This is a genomic window from Pseudomonas sp. ARP3 (assembly GCF_001029595.1).
Taxonomy (GTDB): Bacteria; Pseudomonadota; Gammaproteobacteria; order Pseudomonadales; family Pseudomonadaceae; genus Aquipseudomonas; species Aquipseudomonas rhodesiae.
Genome location: NZ_LEKF01000034.1, coordinates 18,506 through 37,291, shown reverse-complemented (window position 1 = coordinate 37,291; position 18,786 = coordinate 18,506). Strand labels below are relative to the sequence as shown.

At 62.3% G+C, this 18,786-nt stretch carries 17 protein-coding genes; 7 read left to right on the top strand and 10 right to left on the bottom strand.

What is annotated here, in order from left to right:
* The 3 genes from ABX75_RS26735 to ABX75_RS26725 form a co-directional block, all read right to left on the bottom strand.
* Window positions 1-1,218: DUF4347 domain-containing protein (locus tag ABX75_RS26735; protein ID WP_177329714.1), on the bottom strand; the 1,218-nt coding region annotated here is incomplete at its 3' end.
* A gap of 51 nt (window positions 1,219-1,269) precedes the next feature.
* Window positions 1,270-2,112 (bottom strand): sulfotransferase, encoded by an 843-nt coding sequence (locus tag ABX75_RS26730; protein ID WP_236238726.1) that lies wholly within the window; start codon window positions 2,110-2,112, stop codon window positions 1,270-1,272.
* An 87-nt stretch (window positions 2,113-2,199) separates the two neighbouring features.
* Entirely contained in the window at window positions 2,200-3,810 is a 1,611-nt protein-coding gene (locus ABX75_RS26725; protein ID WP_047882991.1) for a glycosyltransferase family 39 protein, read from the bottom strand.
* A 201-nt stretch (window positions 3,811-4,011) separates the two neighbouring features.
* Here ABX75_RS26725 and ABX75_RS26720 point away from each other — a divergent pair, with 201 nt between their 5' ends.
* Window positions 4,012-4,599: a phage tail protein gene (locus ABX75_RS26720; RefSeq protein WP_034095260.1), complete on the top strand. Its 588-nt coding sequence runs from the start codon at window positions 4,012-4,014 to the stop codon at window positions 4,597-4,599.
* Between the two features lie 53 nt (window positions 4,600-4,652).
* Window positions 4,653-4,961 (top strand): hypothetical protein, encoded by a 309-nt coding sequence (locus ABX75_RS26715; RefSeq protein ID WP_034095259.1) that lies wholly within the window; start codon window positions 4,653-4,655, stop codon window positions 4,959-4,961.
* Here the strand turns inward: ABX75_RS26715 and ABX75_RS26710 are convergent.
* From ABX75_RS26710 to ABX75_RS26695, 4 genes are read right to left on the bottom strand one after another with little or no spacing between them, the layout of a single operon-like run.
* Window positions 4,937-5,452: a GNAT family N-acetyltransferase gene (locus tag ABX75_RS26710; RefSeq protein ID WP_034095258.1), complete on the bottom strand. Its 516-nt coding sequence runs from the start codon at window positions 5,450-5,452 to the stop codon at window positions 4,937-4,939. The genes ABX75_RS26715 and ABX75_RS26710 overlap by 25 nt on opposite strands.
* A 15-nt stretch (window positions 5,453-5,467) precedes the next feature.
* The gene (locus ABX75_RS26705) at window positions 5,468-7,564 is read right to left on the bottom strand and encodes an efflux RND transporter periplasmic adaptor subunit (RefSeq protein WP_047882990.1); all 2,097 of its coding nucleotides are present in this window, start codon (window positions 7,562-7,564) and stop codon (window positions 5,468-5,470) included.
* Entirely contained in the window at window positions 7,564-8,883 is a 1,320-nt protein-coding gene (locus ABX75_RS26700; protein ID WP_034095256.1) for an efflux RND transporter periplasmic adaptor subunit, read from the bottom strand. The genes ABX75_RS26705 and ABX75_RS26700 overlap by 1 nt, the downstream gene beginning before the upstream one ends.
* Window positions 8,880-9,590 carry an efflux RND transporter periplasmic adaptor subunit gene (locus ABX75_RS26695; RefSeq protein ID WP_371264012.1) on the bottom strand — a complete coding sequence of 237 codons (711 nt, stop codon included), beginning with the start codon at window positions 9,588-9,590 and terminating at the stop codon, window positions 8,880-8,882. Before ABX75_RS26695 ends, ABX75_RS26700 begins: the two co-directional genes overlap by 4 nt.
* Window positions 9,591-9,813: 223 nt before the next feature.
* On the opposite strand from ABX75_RS26695, the gene ABX75_RS26690 reads away from it, so the two are divergent.
* From ABX75_RS26690 to ABX75_RS26670, 5 genes are all read left to right on the top strand, one after another.
* Entirely contained in the window at window positions 9,814-11,985 is a 2,172-nt protein-coding gene (locus tag ABX75_RS26690; protein WP_047882989.1) for a hypothetical protein, read from the top strand.
* Window positions 11,982-12,686: a DUF3142 domain-containing protein gene (locus ABX75_RS26685; RefSeq protein ID WP_047882988.1), complete on the top strand. Its 705-nt coding sequence runs from the start codon at window positions 11,982-11,984 to the stop codon at window positions 12,684-12,686. The genes ABX75_RS26690 and ABX75_RS26685 overlap by 4 nt, the downstream gene beginning before the upstream one ends.
* Before the next feature lie 82 nt (window positions 12,687-12,768).
* On the top strand, window positions 12,769-13,395 hold the full coding sequence (locus tag ABX75_RS26680; protein WP_034095252.1) for a hypothetical protein: 627 nt from the start codon (window positions 12,769-12,771) through the stop codon (window positions 13,393-13,395).
* 26 nt (window positions 13,396-13,421) lie between these two features.
* Entirely contained in the window at window positions 13,422-14,096 is a 675-nt protein-coding gene (locus ABX75_RS26675) for a hypothetical protein (protein WP_236238724.1), read from the top strand.
* The gene (locus tag ABX75_RS26670; RefSeq protein ID WP_047882987.1) at window positions 14,093-14,764 is read left to right on the top strand and encodes a serine/threonine protein phosphatase; all 672 of its coding nucleotides are present in this window, start codon (window positions 14,093-14,095) and stop codon (window positions 14,762-14,764) included. The genes ABX75_RS26675 and ABX75_RS26670 overlap by 4 nt, the downstream gene beginning before the upstream one ends.
* Before the next feature lie 8 nt (window positions 14,765-14,772).
* Here ABX75_RS26670 and ABX75_RS26665 read toward each other — a convergent pair whose 3' ends face one another.
* The 3 genes from ABX75_RS26665 to ABX75_RS26655 form a co-directional block, all read right to left on the bottom strand.
* The gene (locus ABX75_RS26665; RefSeq protein ID WP_047882986.1) at window positions 14,773-17,226 is read right to left on the bottom strand and encodes a TonB-dependent siderophore receptor; all 2,454 of its coding nucleotides are present in this window, start codon (window positions 17,224-17,226) and stop codon (window positions 14,773-14,775) included.
* 92 nt (window positions 17,227-17,318) lie between these two features.
* On the bottom strand, window positions 17,319-18,269 hold the full coding sequence (locus ABX75_RS26660; protein ID WP_047882985.1) for a FecR domain-containing protein: 951 nt from the start codon (window positions 18,267-18,269) through the stop codon (window positions 17,319-17,321).
* A complete protein-coding gene (locus tag ABX75_RS26655; protein ID WP_034095247.1) occupies window positions 18,266-18,775 on the bottom strand; it encodes a sigma-70 family RNA polymerase sigma factor in 510 nt (169 codons plus the stop codon). Before ABX75_RS26655 ends, ABX75_RS26660 begins: the two co-directional genes overlap by 4 nt.
* Window positions 18,776-18,786: the final 11 nt, after the last annotated feature.

Sequence of the window (18,786 nt, the reverse complement as noted above, 5' to 3'; positions counted from 1 at the left end):
ATGGCCGCCCCCGCCACCGACCGCGCCACCGACGTAAGGCGCGGTAACTCCGCCACCGCCGCCGCCACCCGAGGCTGCGTTACTGGTGACGGTGACATTGGTCAAGGTCAGGTTACCGAAGTTGACAATACCGCCGCCCATCGCCGCCGTTCCGTCGGTCCCCGCCGCAGCGCCGTTGCCGGCTACCAGGCCCTTGGTGATGATCAGGCCATCCAGGGTCGCGGTGACCCCGGAGTTGACCTGCAGTACCTGGGTTTTGTACTGCCCGCTGAGGGTCACGTCCGCCACACCATCATTGTTGCGATCGCCGTCGATGGTGAGGTTCTTGCTGATGATCAGCTGGCTGTTGAGGTTGATCGTCATGTCAGCACCGAAGGCCACGGTATCCCCCGACACCGCGGAGCTCAGGGCCTGCCGCAAGCTGCCGACACCGCTGTCGCCATTATTGAGCACCGTGACCGTCGCCAGGCTGTACTGATACCCCGACATGCTCCCGTAGGCCAGCGCGGTGCGGCTCTCGATGGAGCCGGTGGCGATTTCCAGGGTCCAGTCGCTGCCCGCGCCGGTGCGGTTGCTGGACGCGGCAATATCGCGCCCGGTCAGCTGCGCCAGCGAGTCGACAAAGTTGACGCCCCTATCGCCCGCTGCCGTGTTGCAGGCGTAGATCAGGATGTCGCCGCCGACGTTCATGTCCTGCCCGATCTGCGCCAGCACCTCGCTACGAGCTGCGATGTTGTCTGCCGATAAATAGGTGTTGCCCAGCCACAGGTCACCCGAGTTGCCGTGGGCGATGATCTGCACCGAGCTGACGCCCTGGTGGCTGCCCAGGTAATCGGCGATCTGTTGCAGGCCGTCCTTGCTCGCATCCAACTGCACCACCTGGGTGCCGGGGGCGACGCCTTTGAGCAACTCGGCGGAGTCCTTGACCCGTGCATCGACGAATACGACTGACTCACCCGGCACAGTGACCGGGGCCGGAGTCACGGGTGCATCGGTTTGCCCGTGGGTTTCGCCGACGGCGCCGGCGTGCTCGGCGGTCGGCGCCTTGGCGGCCGCATCGGCAGCCGTGGCATGGCTGTCGGCCTGCGCCACATCAGCCACCGTGGCGGCGACCGCGCCGTCGAACAGCATGCGCGGTTCCAGGGACATGATCATCGGCGTCGCCTGCGTGCGCGCGCGCGTTGTCGTTTGCCGTGCCTTGCCTTTGCTCCACCACATGCTGCTCACCCGCTTGTCGAATGCTGATACCCACAAATAAAAAAACCGCGATCAACTGATCGCGGCGTCGGCTTTGGTGCGAATCACATTGGCAGCGCTCAAGCTGCCGTCACGCCAGAAATCCATATGGGCGAACTGCTCGAACAGATCCGGCGGCAGCAGGCTGCGCCGCGCTTGCAACGCCACCTGTGGTTTGACCCGATGCAGACCGGCTACGCCCAGGTCCTGGTCGAAATCCGGTGCGTCGTAGCTGAGGTTGTCGAAGTCATGCTCGAACCACGGCTCACCGATGAATTCGTAGACCAGTCGCATGACCCGCTCGGGGGCCTGGGCCAGCAGGTCGTAGTCGACGATCAGCATCGAGCCGGCGTGTTCACCGTAGTACGCCTCTTTGAGCGCCGACCATGCATACCCGACCATGCGGTTGCGCTGGGCCAGGGTCTCGACACGGCTGTACACCGTGTTGCGCTCGACATCGTCGTTGAACAGCTTGGTATTTTCGAAGGGATTGGCGCGGTACAGGCGCTCCAGGCTGTCCATGATCCATGCGACGTTGCGCACGCAGGCGATGACTTTGGCTTGGGGAAACAGGTCATGCAGCGCCGGCATGCGCGCGCACCACTGGCGATTGGTGTCGAACACCACGGGCGTGGCGGTTTTGTCGGCGTAGTAGGAATCGAACAGGCCGCGCAGCAGGCGGCGGCGGGTGTCGGCGTCAATCACCGAGCCAAATTCACTGCCGGCGCTGCACTGCGCCAGCACGCCATTGAATAGGAGGCCCACGGGGCTACTCATGCCCGCATGAAAGCGCGGGTTCTGCAGCAAGATGGCAGAAAGCAAGGTCGAGCCGGAGCGCGGCAAGCCGGAAATAAAGTGATACGGCAATCCATTCACCACTTTGTAGGACAATTCCTTTGTCACCAAGATTAGCTCAGGATTGCTACAGCCACTAGTATGAAATTGCCACTACTCGCATCCGATTTAATACTGTTTCGAAATTAACTCAGGCTGCATAGAGTCAGGCCCCACACACAGCAAAAACAGCCGCGCCCGCGCACCGCCGCCATCTTGCTGCAACACTTGGCGCCAACCGTCGGGAATCGGCGCGAAATCATCCGGCATTTCGTTGCTACTGATCAGCCAGACACGGCGGGTCTGGGCGGGTAAAGCCGACAGACGGTCGAGGTAAATGCGTCCACCGTCCTGATCCACCAGGGTGCCGAAACCATAGGCGTTTGGCCGGGTCGGTGTGCCGTCGGGCTTGGGCGGAGTGTAGAGCTGCAACTGGGCGTCGGTCTGGTCGTAATACACGTAGCTCAAGTACCACATCATGTCGCTGAGCACGATGCGATCGCCTTCCTGGTAATTGCGATTGACGAACTCCACCGGCACGTTGAATTGGTCATGCACATCCACCGTGGCGTTGTTCTTCAAACCCAGCAGCTCAACGCCGACAAATACCACGAGCAACGCCGCCCCGAGCCACGACAGGCGCGTCGGCAGACGCTCGATGGCCAGGGCAATGAGCATTGGCAAGCCGAGGGCATACACCGTCAGGTAACGTTCGATGAACACAGGCGATACAAACGACACGCCGTATACCACCAGCAGCGGCAGCATAAAAAACAGCGCCAGCAGACAGGCCGGAGAGTAACTATCCCGTTCCTTCCAGACGGTCACCGCGACCGCCGCCACCAGCGATAGCGGAAACAGCCAGAACAGCGGTGCCCAGAAGCCGACACCTTCATCCTGCAGCACGAACTGCCAGATCATCGAAGGCACAGAGGTCAGCGTGACCGGGTCTTCCCAGCCAATATCACCGCCGACCTTGAGCTGTTCGACATGCTGGACAAGATCCAGCAGGTTCGGCAGCCAAGGCAGGTACAACGCGACAATCGCGGCATTTGCGCACCACCACACCGGACGCGTGAGCAGGCGCTGGCCGGGCGCCTGGGAGCGGCACAACACGCCCAGCCAGGCCCAGTGCACCAGCACGCACAACGCTGTGAAGTAGTGGGTATAAAAACCGGCCGCCATCAACAACACATAAGCCACCAGGCACCGCGTGCGCTCGGGCTGGCGCACCCAGTACACCAGCGCCAGCGTGGCGCCCAGCAGCCACACGGCCAGCAGCGAATACATGCGCACTTCCTGGCTGTAGCGCACGGCGCTTGGGAACAACGCCAGCAGCACGCCCGCCAGCGCGGCAGCGCGGCGTGTGGACAGTTGCCGCATCAGCCACACGCCCAGGCCCACGGCGACCACGCCGGGGATCGCACTCATGGCACGAATCGACCAGATGCCGTCGCCAAACAGCTCGATCCAGCCACGTAACATGAAAAAGTACAGCGGCGGGTGCACGTCATGGGCCGCGTGAAACCACAGGTCGTCTACGGCATATTCGCTCAGCAGCAGGCTCGAACCTTCGTCGCCCCAGATCGCCGCGGCCGTCAAGCCATAGAACCGCGTGGCTATGGCCAGCGCGAGGATCGGCACCCACCATAACCGGCTCAGCCAACGGCTGCCTTCCCAGGCGCCCGCTACGGCAAATGGGCCCACTTTTTCGTCTTGCTCGACCACAGACCGTCGCACCTCAAATCCCCTGATACCGCCGGTTTCCCGGGTAAACGCCACACATGCGCAAACACGCGCAACTCTAGGGCAAAAGCCCAGGTTTCGCTCGCGGTTTCGCAACCGTTGGGCGTAGCGCAAATGTGCGTCTACGCTTTGCGATGGCGCCCGATCGATAGGCGTCGTCCAAGACCCTAGAGCTCACACAAGGATTCGCGACTCATGGAAGTATTTATCGGCACCATCCAGTCTTTTGCCTTTAACTACGCACCCAATGGCTGGGCGTTATGCAATGGCCAGATCGTGGCTGTGCAACAGAACGCCGTGCTGTTTTCGTTGATTGGCACCTTCTACGGCGGCAACGGTCAGTCCACCTTCCAACTGCCGAACCTGCAAAGCCGCGTGCCGGTGGGCATGGGCCAAGGCACGGGGCTGTCGCCCCATGCGATCGGTGCATTCTCGGGCAGCGAGTCGGTCACGCTGCTGGCCGGCAACCTCCCCGCCCACACCCATGGCGCAGGCACACTCGCAGGCAACACCACGGTGCAACTGACCAGCGTAGTCAGCAACCCAGTAACGGTGCCTACGCCTACCAATGCCTACATCGGCGCCTCTGGCCCAGGACCGGGCAGCGCTACGATCTATTCCGATCAACAAGGCGCCAACCCGGTACCACTCAAGGGCGTCACCAGCGCTTTGAGCGGCGAGACGGCCAGCGCCGGCCAGAGCCAGGCCGTTGGCATTATGAACCCCTATCTGGCGATCAACTTCAGCATTGCCTTGGAAGGACTTTATCCTTCACGCCCATGATGCCCCCCGGCCGAGGCCCATGGGCCTCGGCACTTCCGATGCGGAGCCGAACCATGTTGAATCAGGTCACCCTCGAACACTTTCGCCCCTTGCTGACCCAGCCTAGCGTGCTGTACCTGCCGGATGGCTCGGCACTTCAAATTCAGGTCCAGGGGCTGCGCCCGTCGCCACAGTCCGGTTTCCCGGGCAGCGTACGCGAGGGCTTCAGTGTGTCTCTCAACAGCCTCGGCCCGACGGAGTTCGTCGACGGTTTATGCCGCATGCCCTTGCCGGATGTGTGCCTGGAACACGTGTTCGTGTCCCGCGAGCCCGCCATGGGGCGTGACGGCGAGCGCGGTTACTTTTGCATCGTGTTCAACTGAGGCGGGTACCACACCAACCGCTGCGCCGCCGGTGTCTGTTCTTCCACACGAAACCCCAGCGCCAGGTAATGCTGGCGCGCATGGGGGTTGCTCGCCCACACCACCGTCGCCACCGGACAGCACACTTGGGTGGCGGCCTGCTGAACGCTATGCAGCATCGCCCGACCAAAGCCCTGGCCACGTGCGGCGGGGATAAGCGCCAGGTACAACACTCGAATTTCATTGGCGCCGAAGTCGGCACTCAAGGCACCGATGGGCGTGCCGAGCTTTTCCACCACGTAATGCAGGGCCCCTGGAAACTGTTGGTCCATGCCCCGCTCCTGCACCTGGAACTGCTGGGCGATGACCTCTTCTACCTTCTCTTGCTCGCCGTCGATCCACTGCAGATCCGCCCGCGCCGAATGGTAGAGCTTCTGCAAAAACGGCCCGTCGCTGGCCCGTGACGGGCGCATCGCTAAGCCCTGCGCCAACCCGCCCTGATTGTTCATCATCGTCTGCACTCCTTGTCAGAATCCGCTTTCCCTAACGCCCAACGCCACCGCTCGACGCCAGGCCGTGCCCAGCACCGACTCGCTGCGTCCTTGCAATAGCACCACGCCGCGCAACGGCTGCCGGGGGGTGTCGATCGTCCGCAGGCTTTTGAGACGCACGCCGTATTGCGCCTGTACCGGCGCAGGACGCTGGTTTTCGTCGCGGCGTACGGCTATTGGCCCGTGATGGTCGGAGGTCAGCGCCTCCTGATCCAGATAAGCCACGCCGTTTGCGTCAACGTCGGTCAATTCAACGGGGATCGCGGCGCGCATCGGGTCATCGGCGATAAACCGCCCGGTCGCCCCTGGTCCGACTCGCCACAACTCGGCCTCGGCCAGGTAGCCACGCAGGCGCGCGCCATCCTCCACCACCTGCACCAGCGCATCCTTGGGCGACAGCCAGCGACCCACGTCCAATTGCGGCAATACATCGCGCACGGTGCCCGCATGGGGGGCGCGCAACAGCAGGCGTTCGCGTTGGGCAGCGAGGCCGCGGTATTCGGCCAGGGCCTGGGACAGGCGCTGATCGATGATCCCGGCGTCGGCCGCCGTTTCACTGCGTCCAGCCTGGCGGCGCATCTGCAATTGCAGGATCTCGACTTCGCGCCGCACGATGCTTTGGCGCGCGTCGAGGTCCGGCGATTCCAGTTCGATCAGCACCTGGCCCTGGGTCACCGCCTGCCCGTCCACCACCCGCAATGCCTTGACCCGCGCCGCCACCGGCGCATGCAAGGCACTGACACGACCCGCTTCGAGCATGCTCGGCAGTTCCACCGCGCTGCGCCACGGCACCACCAGCGCCAGCACGATCAGCCCCAACCCGAGACTGCTAAGCAACACCCGGGGCGCATGGGCCTGGCTGCGACGGCTCCACCATTCGTGCCATTCCTTGTAGATCGGCAGGCAGATAAACCACACCAATTCCACCAGCATCAGGAAGATTCCGAGCAGCTTGAAGAACAGGTGATAGACCGCCAACGCGATCCCCAGAAACAGCGCCGCACGCCACAGCCACGCCAGGTAGCCCCACCACAACAGGCGTCGCTGCAAAGCCGGCGACCACGGCTCCGGGGCCGGTTCGCCATAGCCGAACAGCAGTTCGCGCAGACGCCAGCGGCACAGCGCGAAGGCACGGCCTTGCAGGTTGTCCACGCCCCATAAATCGCTGATCAAAAAGTAACCATCAAAGCGCATGAACGGGTTGAGGTTGATCGCCAGGGTGGTCAGCCAGGTGGCGCTGGCCAGCATGAACGCCGCCGTGCGCGCCGGTCCATCCGGCAACAGCGACCAGGCGAGCAAGGCGATACACGCCAGCAGCAGCTCGGCCATCACCCCGCCGGCCCCGATCATCAAGCGGGCGCGGCGATCATTGACGCGCCAGGCGTCGCTGACGTCGGTGTAGAACATCGGCAACAGCACCATGAAGGCCACGCCCATGCTTTGCACCCGACAACCGGCGCGCTTGGCCATGAAGGCATGGCCGAATTCATGGCACAACTTGGCGAAGAACAGTGCCACACCAAACGCCAGGGCGCCGCCGAGGCTGAACAGGTGCGGGAACGTCGCCAGGAAGCGCTGCCAATCGCGCGCCACCAAAAACACCCCAAGACCGAGGGTCATCGGCAAACCGTAGCGCAACAGGCCCGGACCAAACCGCGCCAACCACGGCCAGGCGCGATTGAGGAACGTGTCCGGGCGCCACAGTGGGATGCGGAAAAACAGGTATTGATGCAGCAGCACCTGCCACAGGCCCTGCTTCTGGGCGGCGGCTTTATACAGATAGCTGGCGCATTGCTCGGGGTCGAGGGCAGCGATCAGGTCGTGGGCGCGTAGAAAACTCAGCAGCTCGGTGACTTCGCTGTTCCCCAGGGGCAAGCCCGGCTCGCGGTTGGCAGCTTGCAGGACTTTTTCCGGGTCGCCCAGGGACCAATGCCGCAACAGACGGATGGCCGTGGCGCCCAGCTTGAAATAGCGCCCACGCACTGGGTCGGCGAGGGTCCAGCGCGGCGAGCCATCCAATGCCGCGCCGGCGCTGGACAGTTGCAGGTCGTCACGCAGTTTGGGCAGGCTCATCAGAGGCCCACGCTTTGGCGCAGGCCCGCCAACGGTCGCCGCAGCAGGTACAGGGCCAGCGGCGCGCGGTCGCCATACAGCTTCGCAGTGCCACGCAGGCCGATCCGCGGCGGCGCGTCATCGAACTGCGCATCCAAGCGATAGGCCAACTGCCCGCCCGGCGTGGGCTGCGCTTCGTACGCGGCGCGTTGCAGGGTGGCGAGGTGACGTTGCAACGGGTCGCTGTCGAGGAATAGCGCGACCTGCGCGTCGGGCGCCAGGGCAATCGCATCGCCTACCGCCAGTTCGATGCGCAACTCGGCCTGGCCGGGGTCGGCGATCTGCAACAGGCGCTCGCCGGTTTGCACCGGTTTGCCGGTCCAACGCTCGGCGTCGGCAAACACCGCGATGCCGTCGCGCTCGGCGCGCACTTCGCTGCGCTTGAGCAGCTCGCGGGCGTAGTCGCGTTCGGCGCGTTTTTGCTCGACGCGCGCGGCCAGCAAGTCGATGCGCGAGCTGGATTCGGCATCGGCAAAGGCACGCTGGGAATTGGCCTTGAGCTCCGCCTCCGCCACACCTAGGGCCCGCGCCGCCACGTCCGCCTGGGCGGTCAGGGTAGTGCTTTCAAAACGCAGCAGCAGGTCGCCGGATTTCACGCTCTGGTTGGGTTTAACCAAGAACTCGGCAATCACCCCATCCAAGGGTGCCGCGACGACTTGTCCAGCCAGCGGCACCACTTCGGCGGGCGCCAGCACCGACTGGCGCACCGGGATAAGCAACATCAGCAGCAACCCGACCCCCACCGCCACCTGACGTTTGCGGGTCAGGCGCAGGCGCCACGGCTGGCGCGGTTGCAACGCATGCCAGGCATGGCTGTAGGTGTCGCCCAATTGCGCCAGCAAGACTTGCTCTGCCGGGTTCCACGGCGTATCCCGCGCCAGCCACAGGCCACCAAACACCTGGCCCTGGGGGTTGATCAGCGGCAACCAGAACACCTGTTCGGCCGACAGGCTCTGCCAGTCGGCGCGCACGGCATCGCTCAATTGCTCGGCAGGCACCACGCGCGCGGTCTGGCCGAGGTCGAGCGAGTGCAACTGCCCCACCGCATGCTCGACAAACGCCACGAACGGCGCGTTCGGGTCGATGCTGCTCACTGCTGTGACCGCCTGCACCTTACCGGCAATCAACAATGCAGCGTGGCGATAGCCGAACAGCGCTTGCCCATCGTTGACCAAGCTGTAGGCCAATTGCTCAGTGGAGCGGGCGGCGCGGGTCTGGCGTTCGAGGTCCAGAAATTGCGCGAACACCCGCTCGGTGTTCCCCGCCATGGGTGCGTTCATTGCAGTTGCGCGAAGTGGGCGGTGCCGCTCATACCCGCCATCAAGCCGGTGGCATTGGGCAAGGTGGCGACCAGCAGCAGCGTCTGACTGCCCTCGTCGATGCGTGCGCCCTGGCGTTTGACGGTAGCGCTGAACGCCTGGCCAGTTTCATCCGGAGTAAAACTGAACGTCTGCCCCGGCTTGAGCTTGCCCATCCAGCGCGACGGCACCAACAGGTGAATTTCCAAGCTGCGGTTATCGACGATTTCCAGCAACGGTGCGCCAGCCGAAACGCTCTCATAGCGTTGCACTTTGCGCTGCACCACTTGACCGTCATACGGCGCCAGCACATTGCAGCGTTTGACTTGTACCTGGTAGACCTGGGACTGGGCCTGGGCTTCACTCAACCGCGCTTCGGCGCGAGCCACTTCAAAGCGTCCGACTGAATTGAGCGCCGCCAACTGTTTGTTGTGCGCCAGTTCTTCCCCGGCACCACGGCTGGCGGCTTGGGCGGCGTTCAATTGGGCCTGGTAGGCCGAACAATCGAAACGCGCCAGGGTGTCGCCTTTTTTGAACGTCTCACCCTCGCTGAACGGCAACTCGACGATGCGCCCGGACAGCTCACTGGCCAGCATCGCCTGGTCGCGGGCACGCAACACGCCCCGCGCTTCGCTGTCGGCACTGGCGGTGGTCGCAGGCGAATGATCCAACAACGGGTCTTCGGCCATGGCCAGCTGAGCCACGCCCAATATGCCGATAAAACCCAACGCCCATCCATGCAATTGCTTCATATGGTCGACTCCCTGACGATGACCGCAGTCTAAGTCAGCGAAATTAAATTGCCACTACCCCCAATCGGACAAATCGGCAAATTGTGTAGGCAGTCACCAAAGCAATTGTCAGATCAAGCTATGATTGCGCCCCTCCAAGCACCAGGATCAAGGACACCTCATGCGCATCGGTTTTTTGTCACCTCTGGCACTGGCCCTGCTGGCCGGTCTCTCCGTGCAGGCCCAGGCCAGCTCCGACGATTCGTGCTACCCCGACTGGCGTGTTTCCCGCGACACCCTCGAACCGTGTAGCAACCAGCCTTTCCTCAGCCCTGGCAACGACAGCCGGGTCAACCTGCGCATGCTACTGGCCGACAAGAAAAATACGGGCCTGACGCCCAATGCCTTGAGCGAAGATGACCTGGCCGAGGGCTTCGGCCCGGTGCCATTCCCGGTATATCGCTTGTCGCAGGGTGGCGGTACGGACACCGAGCCCGATGACGGCGCAGACACATCGTCCACCGCCGAACTGGACAACCTGCTGCAACCCCTGGGCATCAAGCGCGAGGACTACACCACCGCCGGCGAGGCGTTTGTCACGGGTGAAGGCAGCCGTTGCCGCAGCAACGACGACGACAGTGCCACCGCGTTTGTGCGCCAAGTGGTCAAGGCCGATATGCCGGCCGCCGAACGCGAGCTGCTGGTCAAAGCCCGCCTGCAACTGCTCACCACCTGCGAGTGGGACGGCCCGGTCGTGGCGAATGCACAGCAACTGCAATCGACCGACGGCCAGCAGCTGTACACCTACCTGCAAGCTGCCGCCGACTTCTACAGCGGCCGTTTTGCCGAAGCCGAGCGCGGCTTCAGCGCCGCCCGCAGCAGCGCCCTGCCCTGGCTCAAGGAAGCCGCGCTGTACATGACCGCCCGCACTGCGCTGAACCAGGCCCAGGCCGACGCGTACGATGCCGACGGCGTGCCGACTCTGGCGCGTGTGGATAAGTCGGCGCTGGCCAATGCCGAGCAAGCTTTTGATAGCTACCTGAGTGCTTATCCACAAGGCGATTACAGCGCCTCCGCGCGCGGCCTGCTGCGGCGGGTCTACTGGTTGGCCGATGATGGCAGCAAACTGGCCGAGGCGTATGCCTGGAGCCTCACGCAAGCCAGCGACGCGCAGCGCAATGTGTCCGAGGATGAGCTGGTGGAAGAGGCTGACCTCAAGTTGTTGATGGTCAACAGCCAGCCAGTGAAGACGCCGATGATCCAACTGGTCAGCGACCTGATGGTGATGCGCGGCGGCAATCAGCCGACTTTGTCCCGCGCAGACTTGGAGAAGCAAAAGGCACTGTTTGCCAGCGAACCCGAACTCTACGATTACCTGCTGGCGGTGTGTGCGTTGTACATCGAGCACCAGCCGGATGCCGCGCTGAAGCAGTTGCCGCAAAGTGTGCCGTCGAGCCTGAATTACTTCGCCTTCAGCCAACAGACCCTGCGCGCCCTGGCGCTGGAAGCCAAGCAAGATTGGAAAGGCGCCCAAGCGCTGTGGCTGCAATTGCTGCCACTGGCCAAACTGCCGTTGATGCGCGATCAACTGGAATTGGCCCTGGCCATGAACTACGAGCGCAGCGGCCAGTTGGCCGAGGTGTTTGCCGCCGACTCGCCGATCAGCGCCAAGCAAGTGCGCTACAGCCTGTTGCGCAACGTCGCCGGGCCTGAGCTGCTGCGCCAACAGATCGCCCAGGCCAGCGACCCGGTGGAGCGCCAGACCGCGCAATTCGTGTTGCTCTACAAAGACCTGCTGCGCGGCCAGTTCGCCACCTTTGCCGAGGACTTCAAGCAACTGCCGACCCCGGTGCCCGAAGATAAGTTGAGCAGCAGCCTGGGCTATGTCTACAGCGAAGGGCAGACGTTGAAACTGTTCCAGTGGAACGGTGAAAAAGCCGCCTCCGGCTACACCTGCCCGGCCATCGCGCAAACTGCCGCGACCCTGCAAACCGAGGCCAAGAACCCCCAGGCCCTCAACTGCCTCGGCGAGTTCATCCTGCGCAACAACCTGGACGGCATGCCGCTGGAACAAGCACGCGCCGCCGGCAGCCTGGGCAGCACCGCGTCGGACTTCAAAGGGGCCACCTTCTCGCGACTCGACGGTTACAAGCAGGTGATCGGCGACGCCAAGGCGCCGAAGACAGACAAGGCCTATGCGCTGTTCCGCGCCATCAACTGCTACGCGCCGGCCGGCTATAACAGCTGCGGTGGGCAGGACGTTGAACCGGCCGTGCGCAAAGCCTGGTTCCGCCAGCTCAAAAGCGGCTACGCCGACACCCAGTGGGGCAAATCGCTGCAGTACTACTGGTGAAACACCTGTGGCTAGGCTTGCTGATGCTGGTGAGCCCGGCCTTCGGTGCCGTCGACGCCCGCGACTATGACGCCTTCTGGCTGTGGAGCGGCGTCAAGTCCCAAGCGGTGCTCAAGCAGGCCAAGACCCTCTACATCCTGCAGGGCCAGATCAACTCTACCCGCCGCGCCCCCCAGCGCGGCGTGCAGCTGATCGCCCAGGGCATGAGCGTACCGCGCCTGACCCAGGCCGAGGTTTGGGTGGTATACCGCGCCCACACCCTGCGCTGGCCCGAACCGATCTACACCCAGCTGCTCGGCCAGGTGCAACGCTGGCGCGACGCGGGCAACCCAGTGATAGGTATCCAGATCGACTTCGACGCCCGCACCCAATACCTGCACGAATACGCCGACTTTCTGCGCGACCTGCGCCAGCGCCTGCCCGCCGACTTGCGGCTGAGCATCACCGGCCTGATGGACTGGAGCAGCAACGCCGACCCAGCCGCCATCGCCCAGCTCAAAGGCGTGGTGGATGAAGTGGTGGTGCAGACCTATCAAGGCCGCCACAGCATCCCGGATTACGCGGCGTACTTACCGCGGATGAATCGGCTGGGGCTGCCGTTCAAGATCGGCTTGATTCAGGGCGGTGAATGGCAGGCGCCGGGGTATTTGCAGAGCAATGAGTGGTTTCGGGGGTATGTGGTGTTTTTGCAGAATCTTTGATTCCTTTCTTGACAGGGCTATCCCTCCATGCAAGAAATCGTCCACGGTCCATGGACAGTGGACAGCCGCTTCAGGGAGCCCTATGAAAAGTCAGGATATCGTTATCCTCTTCAAACTGATTAGCCTGGAACTACAGGCGGTGAAAGAGCGGGCCACCGGAAAAGAGGCCGAAACGCTTGTTTTCCTTGCAGGTAGTGAGTGGAAAGGTTGGGAGGATAGCGACGGCGACACGCTCCCGAATAACAGTGATAGCTACTCCGTTCGAGCACTGTCTGCGTCGTTGGCGTTGAGCAAAAGCGAGGTATCGAATTCTCTGAATCGCTGTCGTGAGATCGGCCTTATTCACACGAACCGCCTCAGCGGGCAGCCTCTGGTAAGAAGAGAAGCCCTTCTGGACTTCGTGAAATATGGCATTCGCTACGTATTTCCCGCAAAGCCTGGCGCCGTCGTTCGCGGAATTCCAACAGCATTCGGGGCCCCTATCCTGACGGGTAAAGTCATGAGCGGTGGCGATCTCATCCCCGTGTGGCCAGATGCGTATGGCAAAAGCAAAGGTCAGGAAATCGCGCCCTTGTACAAAACTGTTCCTGGGGCGGTAAAAAAAGACGAGCTTCTCTATCACTTCCTGGCTCTAGTCGATGCAATTCGCATCGGCGGACCGCGCGAGACCAAGGTAGCCGATGCACTGCTGAGGGAGTTGATCCTTTGAATTCAGTTCGGGAAATGATGTTGCAAATGCTTGAAGCGGTCGCCGACGCATTGGGGGCAGAGCTACGCCAGCAAGTGGCCTTTGTCGGTGGGTGTACAACCGTCCTGTTGATTACCGACGAATACACACAAGAATCCATCCGCGGTACCGATGACGTGGATCTGGTCATCCACCTGACCAGTACTGCCGCTTGGTATCGGCTTGAAGAAACCCTTAAAACCAAAGGGTTCAAAAATACAGGCCAGGACACGGTCACCTGTCGCTTGCGTCTAGGAGCGCTGAAAGTCGATTTCATGCCAACCGATGAAAAAATACTGGGGTTCTCCAATACTTGGTTTGTCGGAGGGCTGGAAAATGCGATTGATTACACATTGCCTAATGGAACGCCTATCAAGGTGTTCGCAGCCCCTTGGTTTCTTGCCGCAAAACTCCAGGCATATCTAGGCCGGGGCAAGGGCGACCTACTGATGTCCAACGATATTGAAGACATCATCGCTCTGCTGGATGGCCGGGAAGAGCTAATTGCAGAAACAAAACACGCACCTATCGAGCTACGACGCTTTGTGGGCGAGGAGCTCTCGTCTCTGCTCAGACTCACTGCTTTTCAGGATGTGATTCAAAGCACCGCTCAAGACCCCGATCGAGAAACGTTGATTTACGAGCGCCTCGATAGACTGATTGAGTTCGGGGTGCGCATTTGATTCTGCATTCCAGTGTCAGTCGGCAAGGTATCCACAGAGCAGAAAACCGTGACGCCTGCGGTTCGGCACGCAATGCAGATTCATATCTCTACGTGATTGCCGACGGTACGTCCAAACCAGGCAGTGGCGAGTTGGCGCGAGCCCTGAGCCACCATCTGCTGGACACCTTTTCTCACTCAGCGACTGCCGTCGCGGCCTGCACAGATAAGGCTTTGGCGCTGACACTCACATCACTCAATCGAGTGCATTCAAATCTATGCCCGGACTTCCCCTTTGCCGCCGCCAGCTATCTTGCGCTACTGGTAGTCGGTCAAACCGCCATATCCATTCATGCAGGCGACTGTTGCCTTGGATATCTGGAAAAAGGTCAGCATCTGAATTGGATAAGCCCACCCCACTGCGGCCCCAACTGGAAAGGTGATCTGAGCCATTCACTCATCGCCAACAGCCCTGCGCGGAAAACTCTGCTCAACTGCATGAGCTACCGCCGCCGCCATGAGCCTCACATTCAATCCTTGCAGATAATCAAAGACACAACATGGATCATGGCGACGGATGGGTTCTGGGCCGAACTGTCTGTCCAGAACCAACTCAGGGCCATTGCACAGCAAACCCTTAACGGCTGTTCAACTCACGACGACACCACCTTCATGCTGTTGCGATCTTAGGCACCTGGCTACCAGTCGTACGTCAGGCTCGACACCGCCGTCCGTCCTTGCCCGTAGTAGCAATCCAGATCGCTGGTGCACTGCGAAACGTAGGTCTTGTCGGTGAGGTTCTGCACATTCAGCGCCAGTTTCACGCCTTTGAGTTTCAGCGGCGAGCGGCTTAGGTCGTAGCTCAGGCTGGCGTCATAGACGCTATACGAGGGCACGCTGAAGGCGCCTTCGTAGTAGTCGCCCAGGCTTTGGCGGGCGTAGCGCACACCCAGCCCCGCGCCGAGACCGGCCAGCGGGGTGTCGCCAAGCACGGCGTAATTGACCCACATCGACGCCGTGAGCGGCGAAATGCCTGCGGGGTGGCGGCCTTGGCGACCGTCGTTGTCCTTGGTGTATTTGATGTCATTGCGCGAGGCCGACGCGATGATCTCCCAAGCGTCGCTGAGCGCTGCCTTGGCTTCCAGCTCCACGCCGCGTGAGCGCATGGCGCCGCTTTGGGTGCTGTAGGTGGTGTCCACCGGGTTGGTGGTGAGCACATTTTCCTGGTCCAGCTGATAGACCGAGACCTGCACAAAACTCTTCTGGCCGGGCGGCTGGTACTTCACGCCGACTTCGTACTGATTGCCGGTAGACGGCTCGAACGGCTTTTTATTTACGTCGGTGCCCGCCAGTGGCAGGAAGGATTCCGTGTAGCTGACAAAGGGCGCCAGGCCGTTATCGAACAAGTACACCAACCCCGCACGACCGGTGAACGCCTGGTCTTTGCTGGCAAAGCGCGTGTCGGTCAGGGGTTCTTTGTTCACCACGTTGGCCCAGTCATAGCGCCCGCCCAGGACCAACGCCCATTTATCCAACTTGATCTGGTCCTGAACGTACAGGCCGGTCTGGGTGATGGTGCGATCCCACCGATATGGCTGGCCAAAATTCAGGCGCTGCCCATAGACCGGCTTGAACAGGTCGATGATCGGCGGGTTGCGGTCATACAGGCCATGGAACAGCGAGCCGGAATGGTAGTAATCCAGGCCCAGGATCAGGGTGTGGGACAACGCGCCTGTGTCGAATTCGGCCTGAGCGATGCTGTCCACGCCAAACACTTTGTTGTTTTGCGCCCAGTCCACACCGAAGCGTTGCAGGTAGCGTTGGTCCTGCACACCGGTGGCCGGGTTGGCGACGAAACGGTAGCCGTGCAACGGCGCGGTGTAACGGTCGTCCACCTCGGCGTAGCGCGCATTTTGTTTGAGGGTCCAGGTGTCGTTAAGGCGATGGGAAATCTCGTAGCCCAGCACGTACTGCTCGCGGTTGTATTGGTTGACGCCGGGCTCGCCGATAAACACATCGCGCTTGATCTTGCCGTTGGGGTTGGCCCACAAGGTGCCGGACGCCGGCAGGCCTTGGGCTTCGGGCACACCTTTGTCTTTCTGGTACTGGGCGAACAGCGTCACATGGGTGTCGTCGTTGGGTCGCCAAGTGAAGCTGGGGGCGATGAACTGGCGCTTGTTCTCGACGTAGTTGATCTCGTCCTGCCCATCGTTGGCCAGGCCGGTCAGGCGATACAGAAATTGCCCCTGCTCATCCAGCGGACCGCTGAGGTCGATGGCCGCGCTTTTATGCTCGTAGGTGCCGGCTTCCAGCACCACTTGGTGTACCGGGGTTTCGCTGGGGCGCTTGCTGACCATATTGACGATACCGCCCGGCTGGTTTTGCCCGTACAGCACCGAAGCCGGGCCTTTGAGGACTTCAATGCGCTCCAGGGAATAGGGCTCGATTTGCAGCGCGCCGCCAGTGCTGCCACCTCCATAGGGCAGGTGCAAACCGTCGAGGTACAGGGGTGTGGGCGAGAAGCCCCGCGAGGTGGGTTCATCGAACAACTTGACCCGGTCGGCGAAGCCGCCGGCGCTCATGCCCGGCGTGTACAGCAATGCCTGGGTAACGCTCTGGGCACCGCGGGCCTTGATCTCGGCGGCAGTGATCACGTTGATAGTCTGGGGGATTTCCACCAGTGCCGAATCGGTCTTGCTGCCGGAGGCGCTGCGGGTGGCAACGATACCGTCCACCGGGCCCCAGGCGCTTTCCTCGGCTTGCTGGGCGCTGATCTGGGTAGCCCCGAGTTGCAACGTGCCGTCAGACGCGCTCGCCTGCAACGACCAACCGCCCTGGGATTGCATCGCCACCAGGCCGCTGCCCGCCAGCAACCGCTCCAGACCGGCCCCCACCGCATAACGCCCTTGCAGACCGGCGCTGCGCTTACCTTCCGTAAGCGTGGCATCAACCGACAACAAGATGCCCGAGGCACTGGCGAAACGGTTCAACGCCTGGTCAAGACTGCCCGCCGGGATGGCGTAGGTACGCACTTCTTCAGTGGCTTCGGCGGCATAGGCCAAGGTCGGCAGCATCGGCGCGGTCGCCATGAGGCCGACAAACAGACCATGGCGCAGGGCGCGGGCCAAGGGTTGGATTGGGTGGTGCGGCATTGCAGGACTCCCCGTGAGAACGCTTCTTGATTGGCTTTCAAGAGGTATCCCGAACGGGATGGAGAAACCGACAAGCGCCAGAGAAAATATTTTCAGACACGAGCCTTGATCGTCACCCAGTAGCGGGTGACTGCCTGGACGTGCACCGGTAACGAGCGCTCCAGGGCGGCAAGGATCGCGTCGGTATCGTTCAACGGGAAAACACCGGTGAGTAACAGCCCGGACACAGCGGGATCGCACCGCAACAGGCCCGGACGATAGCGACTCAGTTGCGTGACAAATTCGCCCAGCGGCTGGCGTTCGGCGATCAGGCGATGCTCGGTCCAACTGCTGCCGTTGGCGCCCACCGCAGGTAACGCAAGGGTCTGGCGCTGATCGAACCACAGGCTGTCACCGGCGTTCATCTGCACCGCAGCGCCGTGCACCGGGGTCACGCGCACGCGGCCTTCATACAGGTCGACACGGCTGCCCGCGTCCAGTTCGCGCACGGCAAAGCGAGTGCCCAGCGCCTGCACATCGCCGGCCGCCGTTTCCACGATCAGCGGGCGCAGTGCATCGTGGCCGCTGGTCAGCAGGATCTCGCCTCGGATCAGGCGAATACGTCGCTCAGTGGCGCTGAAACGCACATCCACTGCGCTGTCGCTGTTGAGGTCCAGACGCGTACCGTCGCTGAGGGTGACGTAGCGGATCTCACCGGTCGCCGTGCGATGTTCGGCGAATGCCGCTTGCCAAAGTTCACTACGCCGCACCAGATAGCCGCTGCCGCCGACCATCAAGAGCGCGCCGAGCAGCTTGAGGGCGGCGCGGCGCTGGGTGTCCGGCGTATCGCGTAGCACCGCGCGGGCACTATCGGCAGGAACGCCGCCGAGGGTGTGTTGCAAGTGCTGCAAACGTTGCCAGGCGCGACGGTGTTCCGCATCGGCGGCCTGCCACTGGGCAAAAGCGTGGCGTTGCTCGCCGTGCAGCTCGCCGCCCCAATGCAGCATCAACCACTCGCTGGCTTGCTCGACAATGGCCGGGGCAATGGGTGCGTCGTGTTTCATTCTTCGTAGACCACCTGGTAACAGGCGACGATGGCGCGGGTCATGTATTTCTGCACCGAGCTGATGGTGACACCCAGGCGCTCGGCGATCTGCGCGTAGCTCAACCCCTCGAATTGCGATAGCAGGAAGGCCCGGCGCACGTTGTCGGGCATGCGGTCGAGCATGGCGTCGATCTGCATCAGGGTTTCAAGGATCAGTGCGCGGGTTTCCAGCGACGGCGACTCCGGCTCCGGCAGATGGGCGATGCTCTCCAGATAGGCGCGTTCGATACGCAGGCGCCGCCACTGGTCAATCACCAGATTGCGCGCGATCTGCGCCAGATAGCTGCGGCTTTCCTTGTCACCTGGAAAACGTCCGGACACCAACAGCCGCAGGAACGTGTCCTGGGCTACATCGGCGGCGTGCTCTCGATCGCCCAGGCGCTTGCGCAGCCAGCCTTGCAGCCAGCCGTGATGGTCGCGGTACAGAAGATGAAGCTGTTGCTGGCCGTCAGTCGCGGTGTCCATGAAAAGCTCAG

Excerpts from the sequence above, each read along its gene's own strand:
- ABX75_RS26715 (WP_034095259.1), top strand. The coding sequence starts at position 4,653 with ATGTTGAATCAGGTCACCCTCGAACACTTTCGCCCCTTGCTGACCCAG.
- ABX75_RS26660 (WP_047882985.1), bottom strand. The coding sequence starts at position 18,269 with ATGAAACACGACGCACCCATTGCCCCGGCCATTGTCGAGCAAGCCAGC.
- ABX75_RS26705 (WP_047882990.1), bottom strand. The coding sequence starts at position 7,564 with ATGAGCCTGCCCAAACTGCGTGACGACCTGCAACTGTCCAGCGCCGGC.
- ABX75_RS26690 (WP_047882989.1), top strand. The coding sequence starts at position 9,814 with ATGCGCATCGGTTTTTTGTCACCTCTGGCACTGGCCCTGCTGGCCGGT.
- ABX75_RS26680 (WP_034095252.1), top strand. The coding sequence starts at position 12,769 with ATGAAAAGTCAGGATATCGTTATCCTCTTCAAACTGATTAGCCTGGAA.
- ABX75_RS26700 (WP_034095256.1), bottom strand. The coding sequence starts at position 8,883 with ATGAACGCACCCATGGCGGGGAACACCGAGCGGGTGTTCGCGCAATTT.
- ABX75_RS26695 (WP_371264012.1), bottom strand. The coding sequence starts at position 9,590 with ATGGCCGAAGACCCGTTGTTGGATCATTCGCCTGCGACCACCGCCAGT.
- ABX75_RS26665 (WP_047882986.1), bottom strand. The coding sequence starts at position 17,226 with ATGCCGCACCACCCAATCCAACCCTTGGCCCGCGCCCTGCGCCATGGT.
- ABX75_RS26710 (WP_034095258.1), bottom strand. The coding sequence starts at position 5,452 with ATGATGAACAATCAGGGCGGGTTGGCGCAGGGCTTAGCGATGCGCCCG.
- ABX75_RS26655 (WP_034095247.1), bottom strand. The coding sequence starts at position 18,775 with ATGGACACCGCGACTGACGGCCAGCAACAGCTTCATCTTCTGTACCGC.
- ABX75_RS26675 (WP_236238724.1), top strand. The coding sequence starts at position 13,422 with ATGCTTGAAGCGGTCGCCGACGCATTGGGGGCAGAGCTACGCCAGCAA.
- ABX75_RS26720 (WP_034095260.1), top strand. The coding sequence starts at position 4,012 with ATGGAAGTATTTATCGGCACCATCCAGTCTTTTGCCTTTAACTACGCA.